Source organism: Ruegeria sp. CH6 (genome assembly GCF_056537005.1).
The window spans coordinates 1-25,785 of record NZ_JBQFQS010000004.1 but is presented as its reverse complement, the minus strand read 5'-3'; the positions used below and the strand labels follow the sequence as shown (position 1 = coordinate 25,785).

General features: G+C 54.3%; 20 protein-coding genes and 1 pseudogene. 11 read left to right on the top strand and 10 right to left on the bottom strand.

The window, feature by feature from the left end; translation table 11 throughout:
- Nucleotides 1-53 precede the first annotated feature (53 nt).
- The 5 genes from ACR0CW_RS11020 to ACR0CW_RS11000 all read left to right on the top strand — a co-directional run bounded on the left by ACR0CW_RS11020 (nucleotide 54) and on the right by ACR0CW_RS11000 (nucleotide 6,341).
- Nucleotides 54-1,124 (top strand): FHA domain-containing protein, encoded by a 1,071-nt coding sequence (locus ACR0CW_RS11020; protein WP_155145604.1) that lies wholly within the window; start codon nucleotides 54-56, stop codon nucleotides 1,122-1,124.
- 3 nt (nucleotides 1,125-1,127) lie between these two features.
- Nucleotides 1,128-1,913: a PP2C family protein-serine/threonine phosphatase gene (locus ACR0CW_RS11015; RefSeq protein WP_155145606.1), complete on the top strand. Its 786-nt coding sequence runs from the start codon at nucleotides 1,128-1,130 to the stop codon at nucleotides 1,911-1,913.
- A 27-nt stretch (nucleotides 1,914-1,940) separates the two neighbouring features.
- Nucleotides 1,941-3,203 carry a transporter substrate-binding domain-containing protein gene (locus ACR0CW_RS11010; protein ID WP_155145609.1) on the top strand — a complete coding sequence of 421 codons (1,263 nt, stop codon included), beginning with the start codon at nucleotides 1,941-1,943 and terminating at the stop codon, nucleotides 3,201-3,203.
- A gap of 44 nt (nucleotides 3,204-3,247) precedes the next feature.
- The gene (locus ACR0CW_RS11005; RefSeq protein ID WP_155145610.1) at nucleotides 3,248-4,357 is read left to right on the top strand and encodes a transporter substrate-binding domain-containing protein; all 1,110 of its coding nucleotides are present in this window, start codon (nucleotides 3,248-3,250) and stop codon (nucleotides 4,355-4,357) included.
- A 412-nt stretch (nucleotides 4,358-4,769) separates the two neighbouring features.
- Entirely contained in the window at nucleotides 4,770-6,341 is a 1,572-nt protein-coding gene (locus tag ACR0CW_RS11000; protein ID WP_480787822.1) for a carbamoyltransferase C-terminal domain-containing protein, read from the top strand.
- Nucleotides 6,342-6,360: 19 nt separating this feature from the next.
- On the opposite strand, the gene ACR0CW_RS10995 is transcribed toward ACR0CW_RS11000, so the two are convergent.
- The 10 genes from ACR0CW_RS10995 to ACR0CW_RS10950 all read right to left on the bottom strand — a co-directional run bounded on the left by ACR0CW_RS10995 (nucleotide 6,361) and on the right by ACR0CW_RS10950 (nucleotide 20,039).
- Nucleotides 6,361-7,521 carry a glycosyltransferase family 4 protein gene (locus tag ACR0CW_RS10995; protein ID WP_480787821.1) on the bottom strand — a complete coding sequence of 387 codons (1,161 nt, stop codon included), beginning with the start codon at nucleotides 7,519-7,521 and terminating at the stop codon, nucleotides 6,361-6,363.
- 70 nt (nucleotides 7,522-7,591) lie between these two features.
- A complete protein-coding gene (locus ACR0CW_RS10990) occupies nucleotides 7,592-8,875 on the bottom strand; it encodes a lipopolysaccharide biosynthesis protein (RefSeq protein WP_480787820.1) in 1,284 nt (427 codons plus the stop codon).
- Between the two features lie 834 nt (nucleotides 8,876-9,709).
- On the bottom strand, nucleotides 9,710-10,810 hold the full coding sequence (locus tag ACR0CW_RS10985; protein WP_480787819.1) for a glycosyltransferase family 4 protein: 1,101 nt from the start codon (nucleotides 10,808-10,810) through the stop codon (nucleotides 9,710-9,712).
- Nucleotides 10,811-10,966: 156 nt separating this feature from the next.
- On the bottom strand, nucleotides 10,967-12,058 hold the full coding sequence (locus ACR0CW_RS10980) for a glycosyltransferase family 4 protein (RefSeq protein ID WP_480787818.1): 1,092 nt from the start codon (nucleotides 12,056-12,058) through the stop codon (nucleotides 10,967-10,969).
- Between the two features lie 211 nt (nucleotides 12,059-12,269).
- Nucleotides 12,270-13,232, bottom strand: a complete 963-nt coding sequence (locus ACR0CW_RS10975) for an NAD-dependent epimerase/dehydratase family protein (protein ID WP_480787817.1) — start codon at nucleotides 13,230-13,232, stop codon at nucleotides 12,270-12,272.
- A 242-nt stretch (nucleotides 13,233-13,474) separates the two neighbouring features.
- A complete protein-coding gene (gene rfbG / locus ACR0CW_RS10970) occupies nucleotides 13,475-14,602 on the bottom strand; it encodes a CDP-glucose 4,6-dehydratase (RefSeq protein ID WP_480787816.1) in 1,128 nt (375 codons plus the stop codon).
- Nucleotides 14,603-14,609: 7 nt separating this feature from the next.
- Nucleotides 14,610-15,419, bottom strand: coding sequence for a glucose-1-phosphate cytidylyltransferase (gene rfbF, locus ACR0CW_RS10965; protein WP_155145625.1), 810 nt, complete (start codon nucleotides 15,417-15,419; stop codon nucleotides 14,610-14,612).
- 87 nt (nucleotides 15,420-15,506) lie between these two features.
- On the bottom strand, nucleotides 15,507-15,947 hold the full coding sequence (locus tag ACR0CW_RS10960) for a hypothetical protein (RefSeq protein WP_480787815.1): 441 nt from the start codon (nucleotides 15,945-15,947) through the stop codon (nucleotides 15,507-15,509).
- Between the two features lie 5 nt (nucleotides 15,948-15,952).
- Nucleotides 15,953-18,067, bottom strand: coding sequence for a polysaccharide biosynthesis protein (locus ACR0CW_RS10955; protein ID WP_480787814.1), 2,115 nt, complete (start codon nucleotides 18,065-18,067; stop codon nucleotides 15,953-15,955).
- A gap of 802 nt (nucleotides 18,068-18,869) precedes the next feature.
- On the bottom strand, nucleotides 18,870-20,039 hold the full coding sequence (locus ACR0CW_RS10950) for a polysaccharide biosynthesis/export family protein (RefSeq protein WP_170333710.1): 1,170 nt from the start codon (nucleotides 20,037-20,039) through the stop codon (nucleotides 18,870-18,872).
- 722 nt (nucleotides 20,040-20,761) lie between these two features.
- Here ACR0CW_RS10950 and ACR0CW_RS10945 point away from each other — a divergent pair.
- The 6 genes and pseudogenes from ACR0CW_RS10945 to ACR0CW_RS10920 all read left to right on the top strand — a co-directional run.
- Nucleotides 20,762-21,388: a sugar transferase gene (locus tag ACR0CW_RS10945; RefSeq protein ID WP_480787813.1), complete on the top strand. Its 627-nt coding sequence runs from the start codon at nucleotides 20,762-20,764 to the stop codon at nucleotides 21,386-21,388.
- Complete coding sequence (locus ACR0CW_RS10940) at nucleotides 21,385-22,296, top strand: methionyl-tRNA formyltransferase (protein WP_480787812.1); 912 nt, start codon at nucleotides 21,385-21,387, stop codon at nucleotides 22,294-22,296. The genes ACR0CW_RS10945 and ACR0CW_RS10940 overlap by 4 nt, the downstream gene beginning before the upstream one ends.
- Nucleotides 22,296-22,991 (top strand): PIG-L deacetylase family protein, encoded by a 696-nt coding sequence (locus ACR0CW_RS10935; protein ID WP_480787811.1) that lies wholly within the window; start codon nucleotides 22,296-22,298, stop codon nucleotides 22,989-22,991. The genes ACR0CW_RS10940 and ACR0CW_RS10935 overlap by 1 nt, the downstream gene beginning before the upstream one ends.
- 13 nt (nucleotides 22,992-23,004) lie before the next feature.
- The gene (locus ACR0CW_RS10930; protein WP_480787810.1) at nucleotides 23,005-24,186 is read left to right on the top strand and encodes a DegT/DnrJ/EryC1/StrS aminotransferase family protein; all 1,182 of its coding nucleotides are present in this window, start codon (nucleotides 23,005-23,007) and stop codon (nucleotides 24,184-24,186) included.
- Between the two features lie 46 nt (nucleotides 24,187-24,232).
- Nucleotides 24,233-25,387 (top strand): glycosyltransferase, encoded by a 1,155-nt coding sequence (locus ACR0CW_RS10925; protein ID WP_480787809.1) that lies wholly within the window; start codon nucleotides 24,233-24,235, stop codon nucleotides 25,385-25,387.
- Between the two features lie 11 nt (nucleotides 25,388-25,398).
- Nucleotides 25,399-25,785 (top strand): annotated as a pseudogene (locus ACR0CW_RS10920) (N-acetylglutaminylglutamine amidotransferase); the annotation flags it as partial.

Below are 25,785 nucleotides of genomic sequence, written 5' to 3'. Positions count from 1 at the left end.
GACGCGTGGGTTCTCAACCCCCATGCCCAGAATTCAAAAAAGGTGTCGACACCATGTTCAAATATAAAAGCCCTCTCAGCCGGCTTCTCGAAGGTGCCGGCAAAGCCAAAGAAGCCGAAACCGAGCAGCCCAAAGAAGAAGCCGCAGATCAGCAGGAACCAATTGCGGATTTCAATGCACTGCGTCAGGCGTTGGCCGGTGGTAATCTGTCATCCGATTCATACGAAGAATCCGATGAGCTTATCCCCGAAGAAAAGATGCCTGACTTCGCCGAGCGCGAAGAAAAAGCCGAAGAAGGCGAGATTGCCGAAGCTGAAGAAACTGTTGCTGAGGCACCGGCCGTCGAGGCAGAAGCTGTCGAAGAGGAACAAGTCGTCACCCTGCACGTGGCACCGACCGAGACCGCTGAAAGCACCGAAGAAGAAGATATGTTGGCTGCCGTCGCGCAGGCATCTGCAGACACAAGTGAAGAAATAGCTGAGACCCCGGCAGAATCTGAAACACCGGCAGAAGCTGAAGCGCCAGCAGAAGCTGTCACCGCTGAGCCTGAACCGGTTGCCGAAGCACCCGAAGCCCCGGTTGAGCCAGTTGAAGCTGAGCAGGTCGCAGCAGAACCTGAGCAAGATACACAGCCAGAACCGCTTGCAGCGCCAGCACCCGCCGAGGATCGCCGGTCGCGCGTCAAAACCACTTTCCTTGGCTTCGAACGCGCGGACACGCATGTTCAGGATCTGATGGAAAGCGCCGAACCGGTCGCCAAGACCGAAGCGGCACAAGAAACCTTCCCCGTAGGTTGGCTGGTCGTGACCAGCGGTCCGGGCCGCGGCTCCAGTGTTACACTGACCGAAGGGCTGATGCAGATTGGTCGTAACGATGATCAAGCCATTCAGCTCGATTTCGGTGATACGGGTATCTCGCGCAGCAACCATGCTGTGATTGCTTATGACCCGGAAGATCGCAAATGCTATCTAGGACATGGCGGTAAGGCCAACCTTGTGCGCCTGAATGGCAAACCCGTGCTCAGTACCATCGCACTGAACAGCGGAGACCTGATCCGTATCAGCGAAACCTCTCTTCGTTTTGCAGCCTTCTGCGACGATGGCTTTGATTGGCGGGACGCATAATAGATGCTGGCGACTCCGGCATATGACATTGCACTGATCCTGAACCAGGGTCAGCGCGAAACGCAGGAAGATGCGATCGCCGCTCGTGTCTTTGATGCTTCGAACTCGGGTTATGTTGTGGTGGCCGATGGTATGGGTGGCCACGAAGCGGGTGAAGTTGCATCAGAGCTAGTTCTTTCCGCCTGGAGAGAAGTGGTCGATACGCAGATGGAAGATCCCGATGCTGCCGAAGGCGCATTGATCGATGCTCTGCCGATGGCTGCGATGCAGGCCAACGCCGCAATTGCCAATCACGGTGACGAACAGAGCCAGGGTTTCAGCATGGGGTCGACCTTGTTGGGCATGCTGCTTCTGGGGCAGCGGGTGTTCTGGATTTCGATCGGTGACAGTCCGATGTACCTATATCGGGACGGCACACTGACCCAGATCAACGAAGACCATTCAATGGCACCCGAGATCGATGCGCAGGTCGCCAAGGGAATTTTGTCCCCTGACGAGGCACGGTCACACCCCGACCGCAATCAGCTGACGTCGGTGATCATGGGTGCATCCATTCCCAAGGTCGATTGCCCCGAGGAGCCTCTGGTTCTGAATGCGGATGACATTCTGATCCTGGGCAGTGATGGGCTGCAATATCTCAGCAATGACGAGATCCAGTCGATCCTGAACGATCATGCGCAGTCTTTGTCTCAGGACATCGCCGATACCCTGCTGCAGGCGCTGCAGGCCAAGGAGGATCCCGACCAGGACAATGTTTCAATCGCCGTCGTCAAGCCGGCAGGACAATAACTAAAAAAAGGCAAAGCAACAGGACTCATGCGAACACACCTGATCATATCCAGCCTGGCACTTGCTGCCGCGACGGGGGCAGCCTCGGCGCAAGAGGCTTGTTCAACATATGAAATCCAGCGCGGCGACAGCCTGCGGGAACTGGCAATCCAAGTCTATTCGACCGAAGATTACCGGATCATCTATGATGCAAACCGCGACGTGATCGGGTCCAACCCGAACATCATTCGGGTTGGCGACGTTCTGGAATTCCCCTGCCTGGAAGACGTGGGCCGCGCTATACCTCAGGGTGATACTGAAGCCGAGCGCATGGCCGCGGAAATGGCTGCTGAGCTGGTCAAAGCCGCTGAAGCACGCGCCGAGCAAGCCATTGCAGATGCCGAAGCGCGTGTTGCGGCAGCCGAAGCCGAGGCCAAGAAGACCAGCGAAGAGGCCGTGATTGCGGCCAAGGCAGAGGCGAAGAAGGAAATCGAGGCAGCACGCGCTGAAGGTGCCGCGCTGATCCGCAATGCCACAAGCGGCGAACGCCCCGAGATCCGCGATCGCCAGCTGCTACTGATCACTGGCGGCAACTACGCCCCGTTCACCGACGAGGCCCTGCCACATCGTGGTCTGTATACCCAGTTGGTTGAAACCGCCATGTTCCGGGCCGCGCCAGAGCAGGCCTATAAGATCCAGTTCGTCAACGACTGGTCATCGCATCTGGATCTGCTGATGCCGACTTTGGCATTTGACGCTACCTTCCCGTGGTCGCGACCGAACTGTGAAGAAGCAGAGGCCCTGTCTGAAAAAGACCGCGTGCGTTGCGAAACTTACAACTTCTCAAACCCGTTTTATGAAGTTGTGGACACCTTCTTTGCCAAGGAAGGAAGCGGTTACGAAGAAACTCTGACCTATGCTGACTTTGCTGGCACCACGATTTGTCGTCCTGAAGGCTGGTCGCTGTCGCACATGGATGCGGTCGGCCTCTATGAACCAGCTATCACGATGCTTCGCCCGGTTGAGCCTGACGAGTGCTTCCACGCCGTCATGGATGGCCGCGCTGACATCGTCGCGATTGAGGCGCATCTCGCGGTCGAAGCCATCAGCCGCCTCGGCTACGAACATCAGATCATCGAAAACCCCAACCTGGCGGCGGTAAAGTCGCTTAACGTCATGACCCACAAAGATAATCCAGATGGGGAAGCGATCCTAGAGACGCTTAATCAGGGTCTGGCGATCATGCAGCAATCGGGTGAATGGCGCGACATCGTGTCGACCGCCCTGCGTCATCAAATGGAAAATGGCTAAGGCCCCAAGAGGCCTGACAAAACAAAAGTCTGGAGGAAGTGGACATGTTTGAATTGAAACTGAAGAAAGCAGTGATGTCGGCCGCAGCCGTTACTGCGCTGAGCGCCGGTGCAGCCGCTGCACAGGAAGCTTGTACAAACTATACGGTTGTCGACGGTGACACGATGGCTACGATCGCCATCGCGGCTTACGGCACATCGAACTACCAGCCGATCTTTAACGCGAACCGTAACATCATCACCAACCCGAACTCGCTGGAGCCGGGCTTGGTACTGGCCCTGCCTTGTGAAGACGGTAGCCTGCCAAACGGCCGTTCGGCCCAAGAGATCATCGCGGCGGAAGAACAGCGTGCTGCAAGCGTCCAACGTTCGAGCGTTTATCAGCCGCCGATCAAGTTGGTCACCGGTAACGGCTGGGCACCTTTCGCGGATGAATCGCTGAACGGCGGTGGTGCGATTACCCGTCTGGGTACCACAGCGCTGCAGCGTGGCGGTAACGCGCGCGACTACTCGGTCAGCTTCGTAGATGACTGGAACTCGCACCTGGAAACCCTGCTGCCGCTCGGCGCGTTCGATGTATCGATGGCATGGAACATGCCTGACTGCACCAACCGTTCGTATGAGTGGTCTTGGGAAACCGAAGTACGCTGCACCCAGTTCGACTCGTCTGTTCCGGTGTATGACATTGTTGTCGGCTTCTACACCCTGCCAGAGAGCAACTACGCCAACGCAACAACCTTCGACGAGCTGAAAGGTGCAACCATCTGCCGTATGGACGGTTGGTTCATCCACGATCTGGAACAAGAAGGCCTGCACAACGGCGAATCCATGACCCTGATGCAGCCGATCACCGCGCGTGAGTGCCTTGATGCGGTTCTGACCGGTACCGCGGACATCGCCACCTTCGAGGTTCAGCTGTTCTCGGACACCATGTCGGAAATGGGCCTGAACCAGAACGACATGATCGAAAACCCATTCGTGACCTCGCTGTCGTCGCTGCGTTTCATCGCACACCGCAGCAACCCGTTCGGCAAGCAGTACCTGGCCATGCTGAACAAGGGTCTGAACGAGATGCGTGAATCGGGTGAGTGGTACGCCATCGTTTCCGACACCCTGCGCGAGCATAACGAAAAACTGATGGCAGCGTCGAACTGATCCCTCGGTTCACCTGTATAATCTGGGCCGGTCATTTGACCGGCCCTTTTTTGTTACTGGGTCGGGTTCAAATCGGCTGATCCAGACTGCCAGCCGGACCTTTCTCCACAAATGAGTTTTGTGGTCCAATCGGCGTTAAAAACGCTCGCCCGACAGCTCAGGCTCAACATCTACTTTTGTAAACAATGTCCAAAATTATCCCTTTCCGTTTACGAATGTCTCCCTAAGCCACCCGCCTCACTCACCGTGGTCAAAGTTAGTTTACAAGCCCTCCCTACCATCTGTTAGGCTGTAAATGCGCGGCTGATTTAGTTGGGCCGCATTTGTATTTTAATTGTCTTCTGGCGTGCCTCCACGGTCTCTGGCGCGATCCGGATGTAAGTGGTTCGGCCAGCGTTGTGAGGTTCGGGAAATGAATATTCTGTCGTTTAAATCAGGTCATGACGGCACGGTTGCCGGTATCGACAGTACCGATCAGAAACTGCTGTTTTCCTACGAGGCCGAAAAGAACAGTTTTCCCAGATACACCCCGGTAACTCCCGACACCTTCATTGACGCGGGGCTTTGGTTCAAAGACCTGCCAGATGTTCTGGCCCTCAGTGGCTGGTCAAGCAATGGATCGGATCATGTCACAACGTCGGGTGCAGGATATTTTGGTGTAGGCCCTGGGTCTGAAAGTATCGGCAAACGCACGTTTTTCGGAAAGTCGGTGGACTATTACTCATCGACTCATGAACGCGCGCATATCTGGTGTAGCTACGCCCTCTCACCCTTCCAGCAGGGTGAGCCATGTTATGTCCTGCTTTGGGAAGGCGCGTTGGGTGATTTCTATGAGATCGACGCTCAGCTCAATATTCGCCATCTGGGTCAGGTGATGACATCTCCGGGCACACGATTTGCCTTTCTTTACGCGCTGGCCGACCCGGACTTCCCGATTTCAGGCGGCGAGCTGCGGCCTGAAGATCCCGGACGGTTGATGGCGGCTTGCGCATTTGGTGAAAACGGCCCAGCGGACGAAGACGAACAAGCGCTGATTGATCAGATTCTGTCCATCAACACGGCAACTGATCCATTGCGCAAAAGCTCCTTTGTGAATTCGCCCTTTTTCAATATTGGCACTGACAGCCAAAAGCTGAAGAATCTTGCGACCAAACTCTCAGATGCCATTTTTGATCGTTTCCACCAGTTCGCGGAAAAGAACCTCGATCAAAGCTACCCGCTGCTTATCGCTGGCGGCTGCGGATTGAACGGACACTGGAACACACGCTGGAAAGAAAGTGGTTTGTTCCGTGAGGTGTTCATCCCGCCGACCACTGGTGATTCAGGTTGTGCAATCGGTACTGCCGTCGATGCTATGCGCCACTTTACCGGTCGCGCCAAGCTGGATTGGTCGGTCTATTCCGGTCAGTCATTCTGTGACGACAAGGTCGATACTGATGGCATCACCATGTCAGAGCTCAACCTCAAAGTCGTTGCGCAGGCCCTGATGGATGGTCAGATCATCGGCTGGACGCGCGGGAATTGCGAAATTGGACCACGAGCCCTTGGCAACCGTTCAATTCTGGCTGCGCCATTTTCCAGCGAAACGCGGGTCAGACTGAACCGCATCAAAGGACGAGCACTGAACAGTCCCGTCGCTCCATCAGTGCTGCAGGAAGACGCCGTCCAGCACTTTGATCTATCCGGTTCTTCACCTTACATGCTTGATTTTCATCGGGTCAAAAACCCGGATCTTGCTGCAATAACACATGTCGACGGGTCAGCACGCGTGCAGACTGTCGAGCGTGATCAGAACCCATTCTTCTACGATTTATTGAATGAGTTCAAAACGATCTCCGGTGTCGGCGTACTATGCAACACCTCTCTGAACTTCAAAAACTCGGGCTTTATCAACAAGACCAGCGATTTGGCGCACTATGCGCGCCAGGTTGGACTGGATGGGTTTGTTGCGGGGAACACCTATTATAAAATCGATGCTCCCTGACGCCTCGTTCTGTCAATCGTCAGGACAGCAACCGATCATAGATTTCGCAGACACCTTGGACGTGGATTGAAAGACCGAAGTTTTCGTTCGCATACGCTTGCGCGGTTGCCGAGATGCGATCGCGCAGCTCCTTGTCCTGGTGCAGTTGCTTAACGGGCTCAACGAACGCGGCCGGATCGAACGGATCAACCAGAAAGCCGTTTTCCCTATCCCTGATCGCTTCGATATTGCCACCATGGCGTGTCGCGACAACGGGTGTTCCCAGATACATCGCTTCGATGAGAGTGCGGCCAAAAGGTTCGTCCAACGCGGTTACCAGATTGGCATCCATCGCCGCCATATAGCCATCAATCGGTTGCCTGAATCCCATCAGATGAATGCTATCCGTAATGCCCGCTTTTGCAGCTATATCGAGGCAGGATTGCTTCAGTTCTTCGTCTCGTTCAGCAACGCTGCCAAAAAGGAAGCCGTGAACCGGTACATCAGGCATCGCCTTCTGAATGGCTGCAATGACCTTAACGAAGTGATCAGGGCGTTTTCTGGTGACGAAATTCCCGAAATAGCCCAGCAAAATGGCGTTATCCGGCAAGTTCATCTCGGCAAGAACCGCTTGGCGGCTGGTCTCACGATCGGGCGGGTTTGGATTGAAATCAAATGGGCTGCGAACCACTGTAAATTTCTGATCAACCGATCGAAGCGGTTTGCTGGGTTTTGCAAACTGCGAGACGCTGATGATGTGATCAGAAAACAATGGCGCCAGCTTGTTGATGCCAAACGCGGTTGGATCCTGGCGATGATGCCAAATGTGTTTCTTGCCCCCCAGCTTGGTCGGCAACACCCAGTTGGCATGCATCCGGCCTTCGTTCGTGTGCACGATGTCGGGGTCAATGCGAGACAAGGTCGACACTAGACGGCGCATGCTGGAGATCATGTAAGCCCCCGCCCCGCAATCCTTGGAATAGCTCAAGCCCCCTGGCGACATCAGGCTGGGTTCTTCCAAAACCTCAAAATCCAGCCCAAGCGATTGCGCATAGTCTGCAGCAGGTCCAGCCTCATAGTGGATCAGGATGTGGGGTTCGTATTTGGACCGATCCAGCGCTGCTGCCAGCTTCATTGCTGAAACATGGCTACCGCCGATTACTGTGTCACCCTCAAAGGGGAATAGGATTTTCTTAGGCATTGGTATCTCTGGAAGCTCGTAAAACAGTTACTCGGTAAAACGGTGATCAGGTGTCGGAAGCTTTGATATGTCATTTGTTCCTCGCCAGATATGCCCGGATGGACAGGATACATCCCAGCGTCCAGACGAGATTGAACAGCACATGTGTTAACGCAATGCCTTCGATCCCCAACCAATAAAGCAGCGGCAGGAACGAGATTGCAAAAATGCAGGTCGAAACGAAAGTCGTTCTGACCAATGCGCTATCCAATCCCATACTCAACAGTGCCGGGTTCAGAACCAAGGCGCCAAGATAAAGGACCGCGGCAAACATCAGGATGGTCATCACCGGCGCTGCCTCACGGAACTCAGGGCCAAACAGCAAAACCGCGATTTCCGGCATCTTCCACGCCAATGGCAAGGATACGATCAGAGAAACACCAAACATTGCGAAGGTGACATAGCGCACAAGACGCCAGAATTTTTCAAATTCAGCACTGGCCCAAAGGCGTGTCATCTCAGGATATAGAACCTGTCGAATAGGGGCGCCAAGCCGCACGACATTTGTCATGATGCGCTTGCCGACCTGATAGAAACCCACTGCGGTGACATCCAACATTGCGCCAGCCACGATCACATCCAGTCGTTGTGTCGATTGTCTGAGAATTACGTTGAAGTTTGAGTTCCAAAGAAAGCGCAGAAAACTTGGATTGTCTGAAAACGCCTGAGACAATTTTAGCTTCATAAAGGCCTGCAGGCTACGCTTTCGTAATTCATTCAATGCGAGGAAAAAGGCCACCAGCCCGGTCAGGACCTGATGCATCAGCATCAGCGCAAGAAATGCCCAGATATCGAGGCTGAGCATGTAGGCAATCACGATGCCAACAAAGCGCAGACCAGCGATCACCATGTCGGAAATCGCAAGGACATCGAACCTGTCAAAAATACGCAGTACCGCGATACCTGTTGGCCGAAGCGACAGGAACAGGCCGATCGCGACTAGTGAGATATACGATGCACCGATACCTTCTGGAAGCCCAATCAGCGGCGCCAGAGTGGGTGCTAACAACAGGGCAATTGTACCTGCCAGTAATCCACCAAGGATATCGATAACGACTGATAGCTTGACCAGATGACGAAAGCGCGATGTGTCATCCTGTGCGAGCGCTTCGCTTCCATACTTGATCACCGCTTGCCAGGGCTCCAACCTGAAAAGGCGGTCCAGTATCTGCACATATGCATCGACAAGAGCTAGAATCCCAACAGCCGCTGGGCCCAAGGCCCGCGCCGTAATGATCAGGCTGGCAAGGCCAAAGAAGGCAACAAGGATTTGGGACAAGAACAGCCATGACATGTTCTTCGCAATTCGCTTCACCAATGATTTGGAACGAGAGCCGGTCATAATCTCAATCTGAAACGTTCTGGAATACTAAAACGAACATCCCAGAACCGGGTCGGTAATTAACCCATGGCACCAGGTACAGTTTAAACACCTTTCTGTTTCTAAAACGTCCTCAGATGATTCTGATTGTCACTATTCTTATCATTTAGTTTGCTGAAATTATATCGCTGCACAAATACACAAATTGATTTTGGCGTCCGGAATTAGCTTTCATAGGTAACCAAACTTTGACGGTTTCGACGTCGCATCAGAGGGTTTGCCTAACTACTCTGCACCAATAGCCAGCAGATCGGAGCCACAAATTTATAAGAACAAGCCCCTAAAAACCTGAAAGTTTCTAGATGGTGAATTCTTCAATGTATCGCAGTGTCAGCAACAATCTTCCAATTACCAATGCATTGTAGTCAATCCCGACTTTGATCGAAAACTCACGAGACTAAATCGCCAAATCGGAAAGCTGTTTCCAAAACCTTGGATGCCGCGCCGCGCGATCGTTTGCCCGAAAACACCATGGATCGCTTTGGTGGCACATTCGAAAGTTAAGCCTACCCACAAAGAAAAATGACCAGCACCCCATATGCTGGTCATTTTCAGAGTGAGTGGTCAGGCTAAGCGCCTCACCGGTCTTCATTCAAGTTAACCTTACGCTAGTCGATCGCCCCCATTCTGGGTATTAGGGGTATCCCGTAGGTCAGTGGATTTTCTTTGCTACAAGAAGGTCAAATTTCGTATTTGTACGATCTTGATGACCGCATGATCACCCAAAACTGGTCATTTGCTCATATCTTATATGGTTAATTTGAATGGTCAGAGGGTCTCACCATCCGCCAGCAAACCCATCTTGCCCAGAAGGATGGTGTTTATCCTTCTAACGTCGAAATCGGACACAGCCCTGTCACGCGATGCCTGACCCATTTTGACGATCAGCTCGGGGTTCTCAACAAAGCGCGCCATAGCCTCACACAGTTTGTCTGGGCTGCGAACCGGGATCACATATCCGGTTTCTCCGTCAATGACCGGATCTGCACATCCCGGCGCGTCAGATGTTATCACCGCTCGTCCCGTCGACATGGCTTCGAGAGTGGCCCGCGGAATTCCTTCACGGTAGGCTGTCGGCAACACAAATACGGAACAATTGGCCAGATACGGTCTGACATCTGCCGTTTCCCCCAGATACTCGACAATGCCCTCACGAGACCATTCATCGATATCTCGCTGACTGACGGAATCGGGGTTTGCATCCATCGGCCCCAACAGCTGGCACCGGGCCTCGGGATGTCTGCGTTTCAACTCCCGCGCAGCCTCGACAAAATCGAAGACACCTTTCTCACGCAAAAGACGCGCGATCATCAAAAAAACCGGTGCCCCGTTGGGGGGATTGGAAAACGCATAAGAATCAAGGTTCACACCAGAGCCGGGCACGATGCTCAGCTTCGTGGCATTGTTGATCAGCCTTCTTTCGCGAAACTCTTTCTCATCGGCCTTGTTGTAGACCAGAACCTCGTCGACACTTCTGAGCGCGCTTCGGTACAGGAACGAGGACAGTGTCCTTACCACACGACGTTTCAGGGTTAAGTTGTGGGTACTATACACATAACCCAACCCGGTATTCATCGCGTATATACGCGGGACACCCGCAATCTTGGCGGCGAGGCATCCGTAAATGATCGGCTTGATTGTGTATGGGAAGACAATATCCGGCTGGAACTCTTTGAACACCTGCACCAACGCACGCAATGTTCGTAGGTCCCTCACAGGATTCATACCCGCGCGGGCCAGCGGAAACTGAACGAATTCAACCCCGATCTCCTTCAATGCGCGTTCCGTGGGTTCATGCCGCTCCGGGCCGCACGCGATCACTTCTGCCCGTTCGGACAAATCCCTCAGCAAATCATACCGGAAATTCAACAACGAAGACGTGAGGTTGGAGACAACCGCTATCTTTGGCCTCGTTTGGTTCGAAGATATCTCGTGAGATTTCAGTGTCTGCAACAAGACGAACTCCCATTGATGTCCCGCGCTCTGCGATCCGCAGGTTTATCCAGAAATCTGGTTGATCGGCGGTCACAATGCATGATGAATCTGCCTGATCGTGTTGTCTTTGATGACATCATCCCACACCGCCAGAATGTTGTCCGGGGCAAGCCAGCTCAGGTTTTGTGCAAAGGACTGCCGCATCCTGTTCAGCGTTTCCGGTTCTTCACAAAGCCGGATCACCGCCGCTGCCAATGCATCGACGTCTTCAGGTGGCACCAACAGCCCATTGTCATCGTGCCGGATCAGCTCGCGCGGACCATAGGGGCAATCGAAGGAAACAACGGGCAACCCGGTGACGGTTGCTTCGGCGACTACGTTGGGAAAACCCTCAAATCGCGATGGGAACACCAACAAATCCGCACCTGCCATCCAGGCACCCGGCGATGAACTCGCACCCGGCAATGAAACCGCATCCCCAAGGCCAAGCTGGTCTCGCAAGTCTTCCAGCGCCGTTCTTTCAGGCCCTTCGCCATAAATTGTAAGCTTGGCCGCGGGATTGGCCCGGAGTATCTGAGGCATCGCTTGCAGCAAAAGATCAAATCCCTTTTGACGATCCAGGCGACCAACGGCGACAAGCTGGCTTATTCCCTTTCCTAGCCGGTCTCGGATGCCCTCCAGCGGGGCACACGGGTTCGGAACAACTTGCGCTTTGCGCTGTAGGGATCGGGGCAAATCCTGACTGGCACGCTCGGTCTGCATCACGATGGTTCTGGCCCGATGCGCCAGAAGATTTTGCGCGTGGCGCCATATTGGATGGGCATTCTGGGCCTTGGGATTATTCCGTTCTGAAATGATGATGGGAACCCGCCACCCCAGTACTGCAGCCAACGCCAACACGTTGATCTTGGTAAGAAACGTAATCACGAGGTCCGGTTTCACTTCACGAATGACCTGACGAATATGTTGCAGCCGCGCCCACTGCCCACGGGCCTTGGGATCGTCACTGGCCACCATCAACGTCACATCGTCCGGAAAAGAAAAGTAAGATCCCCCTTCCGGCATCGTCAACCCGGCGACATAGACATCGTCGCCCATACCGGATCTGTGCGCGGCGACAATGGAAACGATTTTTTCGGCACCACCCGCGCCGAAACCACCCTGAATAATCAGAATTTTCACTTCGCTCTCCTCGAGATCTTTTGACCCTTTTGGGATAAGGGCGCTGAAGCGGCGCACAACGTGAACTGCCGGGGCTTTAACGGGTTCGGGCTGTTCATGCGTCCTTCGACAATGAGACCTTTTAATTCTTCCAACGCCGCACGGACGCGGTCATAGGGCAACCGGACCCGGGTCATTTTGTGATTTGCAGGGATCAGGATCGATACGGCTGTCATGCGCTCTGCCCTGCTAAAATCTTGGACCTCATAACATTCCGGGACCATTCAACTGTGTCCCGCAGGCCTTCCTTCAGCGCTATCTTTAGCGCCCATGGATACCGGGATTTTATCAGCGAAGGATCGTTCACGAGCTTCATCACCGGGCCGGGTGGCGATCCATATTCAATCAGTTCGGCTGGTGCCCCTGTCAGTTTGGCAAGGTCCTCCACCACATCTCTGACCTTTGTCGCCATGCCAGTACCGATGTTTATAACCGGACCCGCAGCCGACGGATTATGTGCAAGCAACAGAAGGGCGCAGACCACATCGTTGACATGAATAAAGTCACGCACATCATCCGGTCGTTCGATATGCACGGCCTGGCCACGCAGCAGATTGTCGACAAGGTAGGGAACAAGCTGAGTTCCGGTTTGACCCGGTCCGTATGTCAACGACAGTCGCGCGGTAACTGCAGCAAATGGCAAGCGCGGTCGCAACATTTCGAGGTACTTTGTGCCTGCCAGCATCGACGCCCCGTAGCTGTCGCGCGGTTGTTCACGTTGGGCCTCAACATAGGGCGCAGGGTTATCGCCATACTCCGCATTTGTGCCCAGACGGATGAAAGATCGCGGGGGGGATATGCAAGCTGTGGCAGCTTTCAAAACACCTAACAAAGTAAACAGGTTTTCCCGCACACTTTCAAAAGAACCCTCTAGTGCTGCATCTGCCTGCACCTTGATCCGCGCGGCTGCATGAAACACCACCTGGGGCTGACAGGTCTCGAAGATCGACTGCACATAGGCTGCATCCGTCAACTCTGCGCGCATCACTTCTACAGACGAGCTCACGTCCGAAAGCTTCTCGAGCGAGGAGGAAGGACGCACCAATGCAGTGACGTCATCACCACGCATTAAGCATGTTCTGACTAGGTGAGAACCAATAAAACCCGTTGCTCCGGTGATCAGAACACGCGTCATCGTTCAACTCCAGCATCCGACCTACAAAAGGCCGGTGCAACAAGGCTTACACTTAACCAAATGCAGCCTTTCGAACGTGACGCTATGTAGAGAAGCGCAGCGAGCCTTTCCTGCATCTCGCACAGATGGACCCCCATCTGGGTCGAAGTTCTTAGAACCACCAAAACGGAGTCGGCCACTTCCCGATTGCCTACCGTTTGCCCATAATACACTAACAAAAACCGTCTCCTAAAACACACGACCTACTGGGCCGCGACTGTGCAGTCACTGAAATCTGCTGGTGACGTAAAATCTTCAAAGATACTGATCTGCTCAGCAGTCATTTGCGTCATATCTGCCGAGGCGGCATAGGCCTTGTGCCAGTCTACGGTCATTTCAATACCCGTTTGCAAATCCAGACGCGGATGCCAGCCTAACCGGCTTTGTGCCTTGGTACTGTCCAGACGTAATGTTCGCGCCTCGTGCGGTGCATCACCATATTTGTCAGGGAAACTGAACTCGGGCGCGCCTGCCCCCCAGGCGCGCCGGACTATATCCGCCAATTCCCTAACATCCACCGTGCCTGAAACATCAGGTCCGAAATTCCAGGCGCCGGCAAACGCCGCACCGTTACTCAAAATCTTATCGGCGACCTGCAGATAACCCGATAGCGGCTCCAAAACATGCTGCCACGGGCGGATGCTGTCAGGATTGCGAACCACAACTGGCAGGTTTCGCTCCCAGGCACGGATGATGTCAGGCACAAGGCGATCTTCGCTCCAATCCCCGCCACCAAAGACATTACCTGCACGAACAGTCGCCAATTGCGGGCCATCCGGATCGGCAAAGAACGAATGGGCGTAAGACTGAGCTACAAGCTCGGTTGCGCCCTTGGACGCACTGTAAGGATCCTTACCCCCCAACGGGTCGTTCTCACGGAACCCCCGAATCCCTTCGCGGTTGTCATAACATTTGTCGCTGGTCACCACGACCACCGCCTTCAGCGACGGCATTCTGCGAGCCGCTTCCAGAACGTGAACCGTGCCCTGCACATTTGTCGCGAATGTCTCAACCGGATCACGATAAGATTTTCTTACCAACGGTTGCGCTGCTATGTGAAAGATCACTTCGGCATCCACATCCTGCAACGTCATATTCAGCGCCGTAGCATCCCGGATATCGGCGAAACGGCTATCTGTAATCTGTTCGATACCGCATGCTGCATAGAATGACGGACCTTGCTCTGGCGGCAAAGCCAGACCGGTCACATGCGCACCCAGCCGGGTAAGCCAGGCAGACATCCAACCGCCTTTGAAGCCGCTATGCCCTGTCACGAGGACACGGCGACCGGAAAAGCGGCCGCCGAATATCTGATCGGAATGATCAGCCATGAATGCCTCAGATTGCTATGGCCGGGTACTCGGCGGATGGTTTTGTATTGAACTGCAGCCATGGCGGGGTCTCGCCCTCACACAGAGCGTCCAGAGCGTTGCGATCCCGAATGGTATCCATCGGACGCCAGAAACCATCGTGGCGATAGGCCATCAACTCACCATCCCGGGCCATCTGGCTTAGCGGTGATTGCTCGAGTGGCTCCATATCGTCGACCATGTAGTCCATTACACCCGGTTCAAACACAAAGAACCCGCCATTGATCCAGGTTTCGCGACTGCGCACTTTTTCTGTGAACGCATCCACGCGATCGCCTTTCAGCTCAATGCTCCCGAAACGTGCCGGAGGTTGAACCGCCGTAACGGTCGCGAGCTTGCCGTGGGATTTGTGGAAATCGATCAGGGCGTTGATATCGATGTTTCCCAGACCATCTGCGTAGGTGCACATAAAGGTCTCGTCCGGGTCCAACCATTCCTTGAGGCGGCGAATGCGCCCGCTGGTCATCGTGTGGGTCCCGGTGTCGACAACAGACACATTCCAGCCACCCGGTGCAGACGGCACAAGCTTGAGCTCACCTGTGTCTAGCGAAACAGAAATATTGTTCGCAATCAGGTGATAGTTGGCAAAAAACTGCTTTAACATCAGAGATTTATAACCGGCAGCAACAACAAAATCGCGGTGCCCGAAGTGGCTGTAGATATCCATGACACGCGCGATGATGGGGCGGCCTCCGACCTCGACCATGGGTTTCGGAATCGAGACCGTTTCCTCGGCCAGTCGAGACCCAAGTCCCCCTGCGAAAAGTACCGTTTTCATTTGTGCCACTCCCTCAAAAAACCTTTTACTAAAATCTGCACATCTGCGCCGGTGGAGCGCATATTGGTCGTACGGTAACGAGCGGGCTCAGTTGATTGGGCATGGTCGATCTACCTCACCTGCTGTTTTCAAGTATATCACACCCTGATCGTAACGGTTATCTAACCCTGAATTTCGCCCCAGGCTGCGCCCGTTTGTTTCCGCATCGCGCAACAATGACTCTTCCAGCGCTGAATCATATCCGGGCAGGAAAGCGGCGAGAAGATTGGAATCAATCAGGGCCTTCAATTCAACCGCGCCGTTCATCTTGTTCTGTTTCGCCAGATCTGGATCGGTAAACACCTGTAAACCGGGTGCCAGATAGGGCGCACCCAGAAGTCGGGCGAAATGATCTGCATGAGAACGGGTAGTAGCGATACCGCCAATATGGTTTGACCCAGGCATTTTTATAGCTCGCTCCGAAGAGCTTTGGTTACTCGTAGCTTTTCCGGCCCTCGGAAGGGCCGGAACTTTCAACAACTTATACAATAATTTTAGCGACCGGCCGTGATCGTTTCCAATGCATCCGGTCGTGCAAAGCCACCGACCAGGCTCTCAGTTGGTACAGGTTTGATGTTCGGTTTACCCGGACGCGCGGTCAGTTCTTTTGCATCGATTGGCCGCAGACCGTTGGCACCGTAACCCGGCACCAACTCTTTCAGCAGCTTCTTGACACCCAAATCGTTCCCGTCATGTGCGGCCTGTTCCAGTTTCAGGATCATGGCGCGCAGACGGGCTGCCGAGACACCCTCGGGGATTGCCGAGGCAACACCAGGAATTCCGCTTTCGCGGTGATCTTCGGTGACGTCGAACAGTTCTTCGAACAGTTTTTCGCCCTGACGGATACCAATGAACTTGATGTCTACATCTTCGTAAGGAACCAGACCCGCAAGCCGGATCATGCGCTCGGCCAGATCGACAATCTTGACCGGGCGACCCATGTCCAGAACAAAGATCTCACCATGGCTGTTCTCTAGGGTCAGGCCTTTGGCCGCGGCAACCAGAGTCAACTGGACCGCCTCACGAATGGTCATGAAGTACCGTTCCATTTTGGGATCGGTAACCGTCAGTGGACCACCTTCGGAGATCTGGCGTTGGAACAGCGGGATCAGCGACCCGGACGACCCAAGAACGTTGCCAAAACGGACTGAAAAGAAACGCGTTTCTTCGTCAGTCTCATTCGTGACACGGTCTTGCGCCTGCACATAGAATTCAGCGACCCGCTTGGTCGCGCCCATGACGCTTGTGCTGTTGACGGCCTTATCGGTCGAAACCTGAACCATCGCGATGGCACCCACGTTGCGCGCTGCATCAGCCACGTTGCGGGTTCCGATCACGTTGGTCAGAACGCCTTCGCATGGGTTCAGTTCAACCATCGGAACATGCTTCAGTGCTGCGGCATTGAATACCAGCTCGGGGCGATGGCGTTCAAAGATCGCATTCACCCGTCCCGCATTCCGAATATCAGCCACGTAAATACGGCGGGCAACATCAGGGAAGTTCTGACCCAAGTCCATATCGATCGAATAGGCGTTGTATTCGGTGTTTTCGATCATCACCAACTCAGCCGGTTCGAATGATGCGATCTGACGGGTCAGTTCGCTCCCGATGGATCCACCCGCACCGGTGATGAGCACACGACGCCCCTGGAACATCTCGCGCAGCATCGAACGCTCAACCGCCTTTTGCGGGCGATCCAGAATGTCTTCCGGATTGACTGTACGGATGCCGTTGTTCTCGGTGCCCAACTCTTCCAATCCGGTAAGACGGGAAACAGTGATGCTGTTAGCTTCTGCCCAGCGGGTCAGCTTGCGAATACCATCACTTTCAAAATGGGTTACCGGTTCAGTCAACAACAGGCGCTGCGGCAGCTCATCATAGTACTTCAGCCGTTCGATCGCCGCGTCCGCATCCAGCAAAGATCCGATGATCTTTACATCGTGGAAATACAGGCCTTGCGTATTGCGCGCATCATCGATGATGCCGACCGGCTGATACTTGGATTCCGTATTGCGCAGCGAGCGGACAAACAAGTCGCAGCTTGCACCTGTACCCACGAGGATCACAGGAATCTTGCCATCGCCATCGGTCGATTGCGATTGCGTCATACGGGTCAGTTCGGTGCTGCGGGCAAGCACGCGCAGTGTTCCAAATGCAGGCACAACAAGCAGGAACTGAATGAAGTAAACCGCCAGAGGAATTTGCGCGGTAGCCTGAACGGCAGACCCCAGCAACGCCAGTGCACCAACGGAAAGGGCCGAAGCGCGAACGATCAGGGTCACGTCACGCAGAGATGTTGAACGTGTGTGACGCTTGTAGATGCCGGACATGGGCAAAATCGCCAATGCAATAAGACAGGACATCAGCACCAGCGGCACCAAAACCGATCCAAACTGCGCAGGCAATGCACCGCCATTGGCCAGAACAACCGCCATCACAACCGAAATTGCGGATGCCGCAACATCACCAATCACAAGCCGGCGATTGGCGCTCAGTTCAGCGAGTTTCTGCTTCAGCTTCGGCCGAACGCCCGCGAACAATTGTTCGGGTTCAACCAAGTTGTCTTTTTCAAGTCCACTTTTGAGCTTAACCAATTCTTGCTCGTACATACTCAGAACTCCGGCGTAAAATTGCCCCAAACCACTCGACTCAATTGAATCGGCCCAAAACCACAGGCCCAATCCTCAAAGCCACACTACTGCACCGACGCAAACCACGCGCCGGCTGCTGATTGTTATCGTCTAAAAGTCCCCCTACGGTTCAGGCACGTTACAATCTGCACCCAGAACCAAGACCCCCTTCTCACTCGTACACACCAAAATACAAAAACAACGCAGCCAAACATGCGGCCTTGTCAATTTACTATGCGTCAACGCTATCACACCAATATGGGGATAAAAAACTATTTTTCATGCCGACGACACCGTTCGGACAAAGAAATGCCTTTTTTCCGAGCCGGTACGCCAGTTTTTCATCATGAACCAAGCTTTCCTTCGCGCCCGTATTTTGACTGATTCCAGCAACCTGCGCCGTTAAACACCCCCTTTGTTTCTTTATGCGCAACAGAACATGCCGCCAAAGGCCCCAAGAAATCAGACGATTCGTTGCGCTTTTTCGGCTGCGCAGCCACCCAAGGTATCCAAGTTCCAGGATCTGTGGCCGTACAACGAGGCCATGTTTTCGGCAAAAATTAGTCCATCTAACTAACACGAACATCCTTTAGACCGGGGCGTTCAACTTTTCTTGCAACGGTGTCGGGAGCTGATCGATAGACCCATGTAGTTGCTCATTTTGCAGCACTCATGATGATGGGATCCACCGAACGGGCCAAATACAAGGACAGAGCGCAACTCGTAACCTAAGAGAGCTCACTGTCTTGAATTGAAGCCCGGGACTACACGAATCCGGCGGTTAGTTGGATGTCACGATAATCGATCTGATCACTTCGACCGTATCGCCGGGCATCAGTCGATCAGCCGCCTGGAAGCGTTGCACCTGCCCGTCTTCACCACGGGTCACGGCAAACTCAATCACCGTTTCACTGGCAACGTCGTCATCACTCAGAAAACCGGCTGCGGCCAATTCCCCGTGCAAGCTGGACGCTGTCGCCAATCGGGTTTTTAACGAAGCCAGTTCACTCTCAACCCTGTTCAGTTGAACAAGCGCATCAGAACGGGCATTGTCATCCAATTCCAATTCGTCCCGTTCAGCCCGGTTCAGTTCCTGCCGCGCGGTCATCAGCGCGATTTCCTGATCCAACCGTTTGGTTTCCAGATCGTTCAGCATATTCGTCATACTTGTGACGCGGTTCGAAACCGTGAGCCCTTTTTCCTTAAGCGCTGTCAGGTTCTCAAGCTCACGGCTGATGTTCTCAATCTGCGCATTGCGCAACTCAAGCTGGATGGTCAGGCTTGAAATCTGTTCCTTCAGCATGCTCTGCAGATCCCGAATGCGATCACCCAATCCTTCGCGGGCATTTAAGGTTGCAGCCAGAATTTCACCTTCCAATCCTTCGGGGGATTCTGGTGCGCCTTCTTCACTTTCGTTCTGCTCAAGACTGGCCAGATCGGCCAGCAGTCTTTTCTTTTCGTCTTCCAGTTCCTCGATCTGGGTCGACAAGAGCCGTATCTCGCCCCCCATTCTGAGAATCTGATAGTCGTTGTTTGACGTAAACTGGATTGGCGGACGAATGGGACCACCCGCCAGAGCAAGCAATTGCTGTGCCGTCATTCCAGCCTGATAGTCGTAGGCACCCGGAGAGTTCACATCACCCAAAACGTAAACCGGCAGATGACCCACAACCTCAAGCGCGATCTTTGGCGGCTCGACCATACCGATTTGGCGACGCAGCTTTAACTCGAGCGTCTCAGCCAGTTCCGCGGCGGTCTGACCTTCGGCCGCAACCTCTCCAACTAAGGGAATCATCAGTGTTCCGTCGCGCGCAACCGTATATTCGCCCGACAACCCATCCCAACGAAGATATGAGGAAGAGTTCAGATCCCAGCGCATGGCGCGTAGTGAAATTTTATCCTGATGATGCAGACGATAACTTTCTGCCGCCACAACGGTGGCAGATAACACGAGCAGAAGCCCCGCATACAATATCCTGAAACAGCTCAACAAACCCTGTCTCCCAAACTCACTACAACAAACATCACGGCCCGGATTCTAGAATAACGAAGCCGATAAACTCAAATCAAATCCAACACACCGCCCAAGGCATCACACGCAATCGGGCGGCAACTGCTAAACGTATACACACATTCACCCGATGGGCGAACTACCTAAAGGATAGTGGTTGCCAGTGTTTCTGACAAGCAAGCGCTCAAAGTCGGTTGGTGCAGAAGCTCTGGTCAGTCAATGTAACTGACGTCCGAACTATCACCTCTGAATGAACCCCAGAATGATCTGCGCCTGATCAATCTACATGACGCCACAAAAGTCGGGGGCATCATGCGGAACAAGAATTGCTGTGGTTCTTTTTTGGATGGATCACACGACCCGCTCACTCATTATCGCATCTGGCAGGACAATCAGAGATTCACGCAAGAATCGTTGCTGAATTCCACCCGAAATTTTCCGCAAGTTAACGTTTGCAAAACCCTTTTCGCCCGAATCTAGATTTGCGCCGCAGAATTCTTGCAAATCAAAATGAACTGGCACAAATTGAACTCATATTCTCCACCTGATCGCGAGGTATGGCCTCTGGGTGGGCGAAGTTTTTTCGACGAGCGACGCAAACGTTCGTAGTTGTTGTGTTTATAGTGAGTCGCGGTGTTCCGCGATTTGGGTTGGATTAAGTTGTGAACAGGTTTCTTGAAATCCTGATATGCCTGACACTGGGCGTGCTGACATTGCCCTTTTTTCTGATTGGCTGCGTCATAGTATTTTTCTCGGTGGGTACGCCGCTGATGTTCTCTCAGATCAGATCAGGCCAGGGCGGCCATGGTTTTCAACTGTTCAAGCTGCGCAGCATGAAAGAGACCCGCGATCCCGAAGGGAAGCTCCTGCCAGACTCAGCGCGACAAACCCGGGCGACTGCTATCATCAGGCGCTTGCGGATCGATGAACTGCCCCAACTGGTTTTGGTACTTCAGAACAAGATGGCGTTGGTTGGGCCCCGCCCATTGCTGCCGGCAACGATCAAAGATTTCGGGTCTGCAGGACAATACCGCTGTTCTGTACGGCCGGGACTGACAGGATGGGCGCAGGTCAGTGGTAACACCAATCTCAGCGACACCGAGAAACTTCAGCTTGATCTTTGGTATGTCGCCCACCGCTCACTGGGTCTGGACTTGCGCATTCTGGGCGAAACGCTCGGGGTCGCAGTGCGCGGAGAGCGTCGTCGCACCGACCGGATCGCGACGGCAAACGAATGGTTAAAGGACCATAAATTCAAGAATTTCAATCTGCAGGAGATACCCGCGTGAAGATCGTATTTGTAGGTGCAGTTGAATCTTCCCTCGGGGCTCTGGTTTCGATCTGTGCCGCAGGTCACGTACCGAGTCTTGTGGTGACGATCCCTCCACACCTGGGCTCGCGGCACTCTGACTATGTCGATCTGTCCCCGGTTGCGCGCAAATACAATGTGCCGGTGCTGTTTACCGAGAAGACGAACTCAACCGAAACCATAGACCAGATTGCCAGCTTTGAACCTGACCTGATCCTGGTCATAGGCTGGTCTCAGATTTGCGGCCCTAAATTCCGTGCAATACCGCGTCTGGGATGTATCGGATTTCATCCTTCGGCCCTTCCGCGGCTGCGCGGGCGCGGGGTCATTCCATGGTCCATCCTGATGCAGGAAAGCAGCGTGGGGTCTTCGCTGTTCTGGCTGGGCGAAGGGGCTGATGATGGACCTATTGCGGCACAGGCGCGATATGCAGTCGATCCTGAAACCGTGACGGCGCGTGAACTTTATGACCGCGCCTTGCGGGCAGTGTCTGGCCTGTTGCCACCGCTCCTCACGCAGATCGCCGACGGAGATATACCAGCAGAACCTCAAACGACAGCAGGTGTCAGCCTCTGTGCCAGGCGCCGGCCCGAGGATGGGTTGATCGATTGGTCACGCTCTGCGAAGGAAATTCACCGCCTGATCCGCGCCTCGGGGCCACCCTACCCCGGCGCATATTCATTTGGGTCTGACGGTCAGCGCATCGTGATGACAGCCGCAAAATACACCGAACCCGATGGATATTACATCGGCCTGCCCGGCCAGATTCAGGCAATCGACGATCAGGCCTTCACCGTGGCCTGCGGCGACGGCCGCTGTCTTGATATTCTGGAGTGGTCCGGAGCCGAAAAGCCGCCCGCATTGCATTCAAAATTAAGGAACGCCTGATGATCGCCACTGACTTGTTCAACGCAGGTAAAGGACCGGTCCTTGTTGTCGCCCCTCATCCCGATGATGAGGTCCTTGGCGTTGGTGGTACTATCGCGCGCCTTGCGGATGCTGGGCGCGATGTCCACGTTGTGGTGGTGACACGGGGAGGCCCACCCAAGTTTCCGCTCGAACAGGTCCAACGCATCGCAGCCGAAGCTAAACAGGCCCATGATCTGCTGGGTATCAAACAGACCCATTGGCTGGAGTTTCCAGCCGCCGAATTGCCGGAACTGCCGCACTCGGCCCTGAATGCCAGCCTCGGAAAATTGGTGAACGAGCTGGGCCCTGAGCTGATCTTTGCCCCGCACCCCGGTGACATCCACATGGATCATCAGCTTAGCTTTCTGTCGACACTGGTGGCCAGTCGGCCGCATCAAACATATTATCCCGCCACAATTGCAGCCTACGAGACGTTGTCTGAAACAAACTGGAACGCGCCCTATCTGACGCCGCCCTTCGTTCCGAACGTCTTTGTTGATATATCTGAAACTATCGACCGCAAAATCGACGCCTTTGCGCTGTTTGCAAGTCAGGTCAAACCCGCCCCACATGAACGATCCGTCGAAAGCCTGCGCGCCCTTGCGACGTTGCGTGGAGCAACCGTGCACCGTCCCGCTGCCGAAGGTTTTGTTCTGGTCCGGTCGGTCATTTAGCAGGAGAAACGCGATGCAGAAATGGCCCGTATACGATCAGGAACAAATCGACGCCGTTGCGCAGGTGCTCGCCTCCGGCAAGGTCAACGCTTGGACAGGCCCTGATGTTCGCGCATTCGAGGATGAATATTGCGCCTATACCGGGGCCAATCATGCAATCGCCATCGCCAATGGTACATTGACGCTGGACGCAGCTTTGCACGGTTTGAATCTGCAGCCGGGTGATGAGGTCATCGTCACTCCGCGGAGTTTCATCGCCTCAGCCAGTTCGGTCATGCTGTATGGTGCTGTTCCGATCTTTGCCGATATCGATCCTGACACGCAGAACATCACGCCGGAAACGATCGCTCCGCTGATCACAAAACGGACAAAAGGGATCATTCCGGTCCATCTGGCAGGTTGGCCATGTGACATGCGGGGCATCATGGATCTGGCGCAAGCTCATGATCTCTGGGCCATCGAAGATTGTGCTCAGGCGCATGGGGCGATGATTGGCGAGACGCATGTTGGTACGATTGGTACCATCGGCTCATTCTCTTTTTGTCAGGACAAGATCATCACCACTGGCGGCGAGGGTGGATTGCTTGTGACCAATGATCACGACCTGTGGTCGAGGATCTGGAGCTACAAGGATCACGGCAAGGGCTACGACACCGTGTTCAATACCCCTGCCCCACCGGGATTTCGCTGGCTGCATGATTCCGGGCCGGGAACCAATCTGCGCCTGAACGGCATGGCAGCCACCCTTGGACGCATCCAGTTACAGCGTTTGAACGACTGGCGGGCACATCGAACGGCAAACGCCCATTTGCTGCACGATGCCATGAGCGCATGCCCCGCGTTTCGTGTGCCGATGCCATCAAAAGACATCACACATGCCTATTACCGGTTCTACGCCTTCGTCAGGCCCGAAGCATTGGCAACCGGGTGGGACCGTGACCGGATCATCGCCGAGATCACAGCAGCAGGTTTCCCGGCATTCTCAGGCAGTTGTTCCGAGATATACCTTGAACAAACCTTCCAAAAGAACGGCATCGGACCAGAAAAGCCGCTGCCAGTTGCGCGCGAGCTTGGCGAAACCAGCCTCGCCTTTCTTGTCGACCCGGCACGATCCCAAGAGGAGGTTTCACGCATGTGCGAAGTGATCGTGGATGTGGGCAACCGTGCCCTCGCCCCGCAAATGGCAGGACAATAGAGGCGTCGATGAAACCAGTCTTAATATATCCTGCGGCGACAATCCGATGCCATCTGTATCGGATGGTGGAGGTGCTGGAATGATCCTGCATGTCACCACGGATTTCTCGGGTCAGGGCGGTGCGCAGGCGATGCTTGCACGTTTGCTCTCGAAATCCCGGGAAAAAGCGGTTGTTGTAGCATTGACCGAAGTGTCGGATCGCTGTCGAAACATGGCAAACAATGATCGGGTCGAATATGTCTCGCTTCGCGCGCAATCACCGCTCGCGCTGCCCCGTGCGATCTGGAAAATCCGGAAGTTGATTCAGCAACATAAGCCCGATGTCGTTCTGTGCTGGATGTATCATGCGATGGTCGTGGGTCTGATAGCGGACAAATTGAGTTCCGCGCACCCTCCGGTCGTCTGGACAATCCGTCAGGCACTGGATGACCCCGATGCTTTCACCCGCAGCACACGAATTGCAGTAAACCTGTCCAAAACACTGTCCCGTTTCACAGACGGTATCATCTACAACTCGACCCGGGCGCTGGAACAACACGAGAAATATGGGTTTGCGGATACCCATTCTTCGGTCATTCCAAACGGGTTTGTTCTGCCCAAAACGGCTCAGGACCGCTCCGGTCCTGTTCGAACATTGGGTGTTGCTGCTCGCTTTCACCCGCAAAAGGACTTTGGTACATTCTTTCGTGCTTTCGCTGACGCCCGTCGCAAGATTCCCGATCTCAAGGCAAGACTTGCCGGTGATGGGGTCACATCAGACAATCCCGAGATCCGTGAGATGCTCTCTACCAACGATCTGCCCCCGGACAGCGTGACGTTGTGTGGCGATCTGAGCGACATGACGGATTTCTACAACAGCATCGATGCTCTGGTTCTGTCGTCCAGAACTGAAGGGTTTCCGAACGTTATCGCCGAAGCCATGAGTTTTGGCCGCCCGGTCGTTACGACGGATGTCGGGGATTCAGCGCTGATCGTTGGCGACAATGGCTACGTCGTTCCGATGCGCGACCCTGATGCAATGGCCGATGCGATGGTACAAACTGCGAACTGGCCGGCGGAAACCTTTCAGTCGAAAAGCAGGGAAGCGCAGGATCGCATCGCACGCAGATACTCACTGACGGCTATTGCGGATGCCTATGACTGCGCGCTGGCCAAGGCGATCTCAAGACGCGGACACCCGGTTGTCCTGAAAGCCGAGTAAGGAAAGCGGATATGTGTGGCATTGCTGGATATCTTGCGTTTCAAGGCTTTGAGCCGGACAGCGCCAGACGCACGCTCAAAGCCATGTGCGACAGCATTCAGCATCGCGGACCGGATGCCGAAGGCCTGTTTGTTGATGGGGGTTCTGGTGTTGCTTTGGGCCACCGTCGGCTTTCGATCGTGGACTTGTCGGAAACTGGCGCCCAGCCAATGGATTCACCAAGTGGTCGCTTTACGATCGTCTATAACGGCGAGATTTACGGATTTCTTGAGCTGCGCCAGCAGTTGATTGATCTCGGGGTATCTCTGCGGGGAACTTCGGATACCGAAGTTTTGCTCGCCGCGATGGATTTGTGGGGTGTACATAAGGCACTAGAGCTTTCGCACGGCATGTTTGCC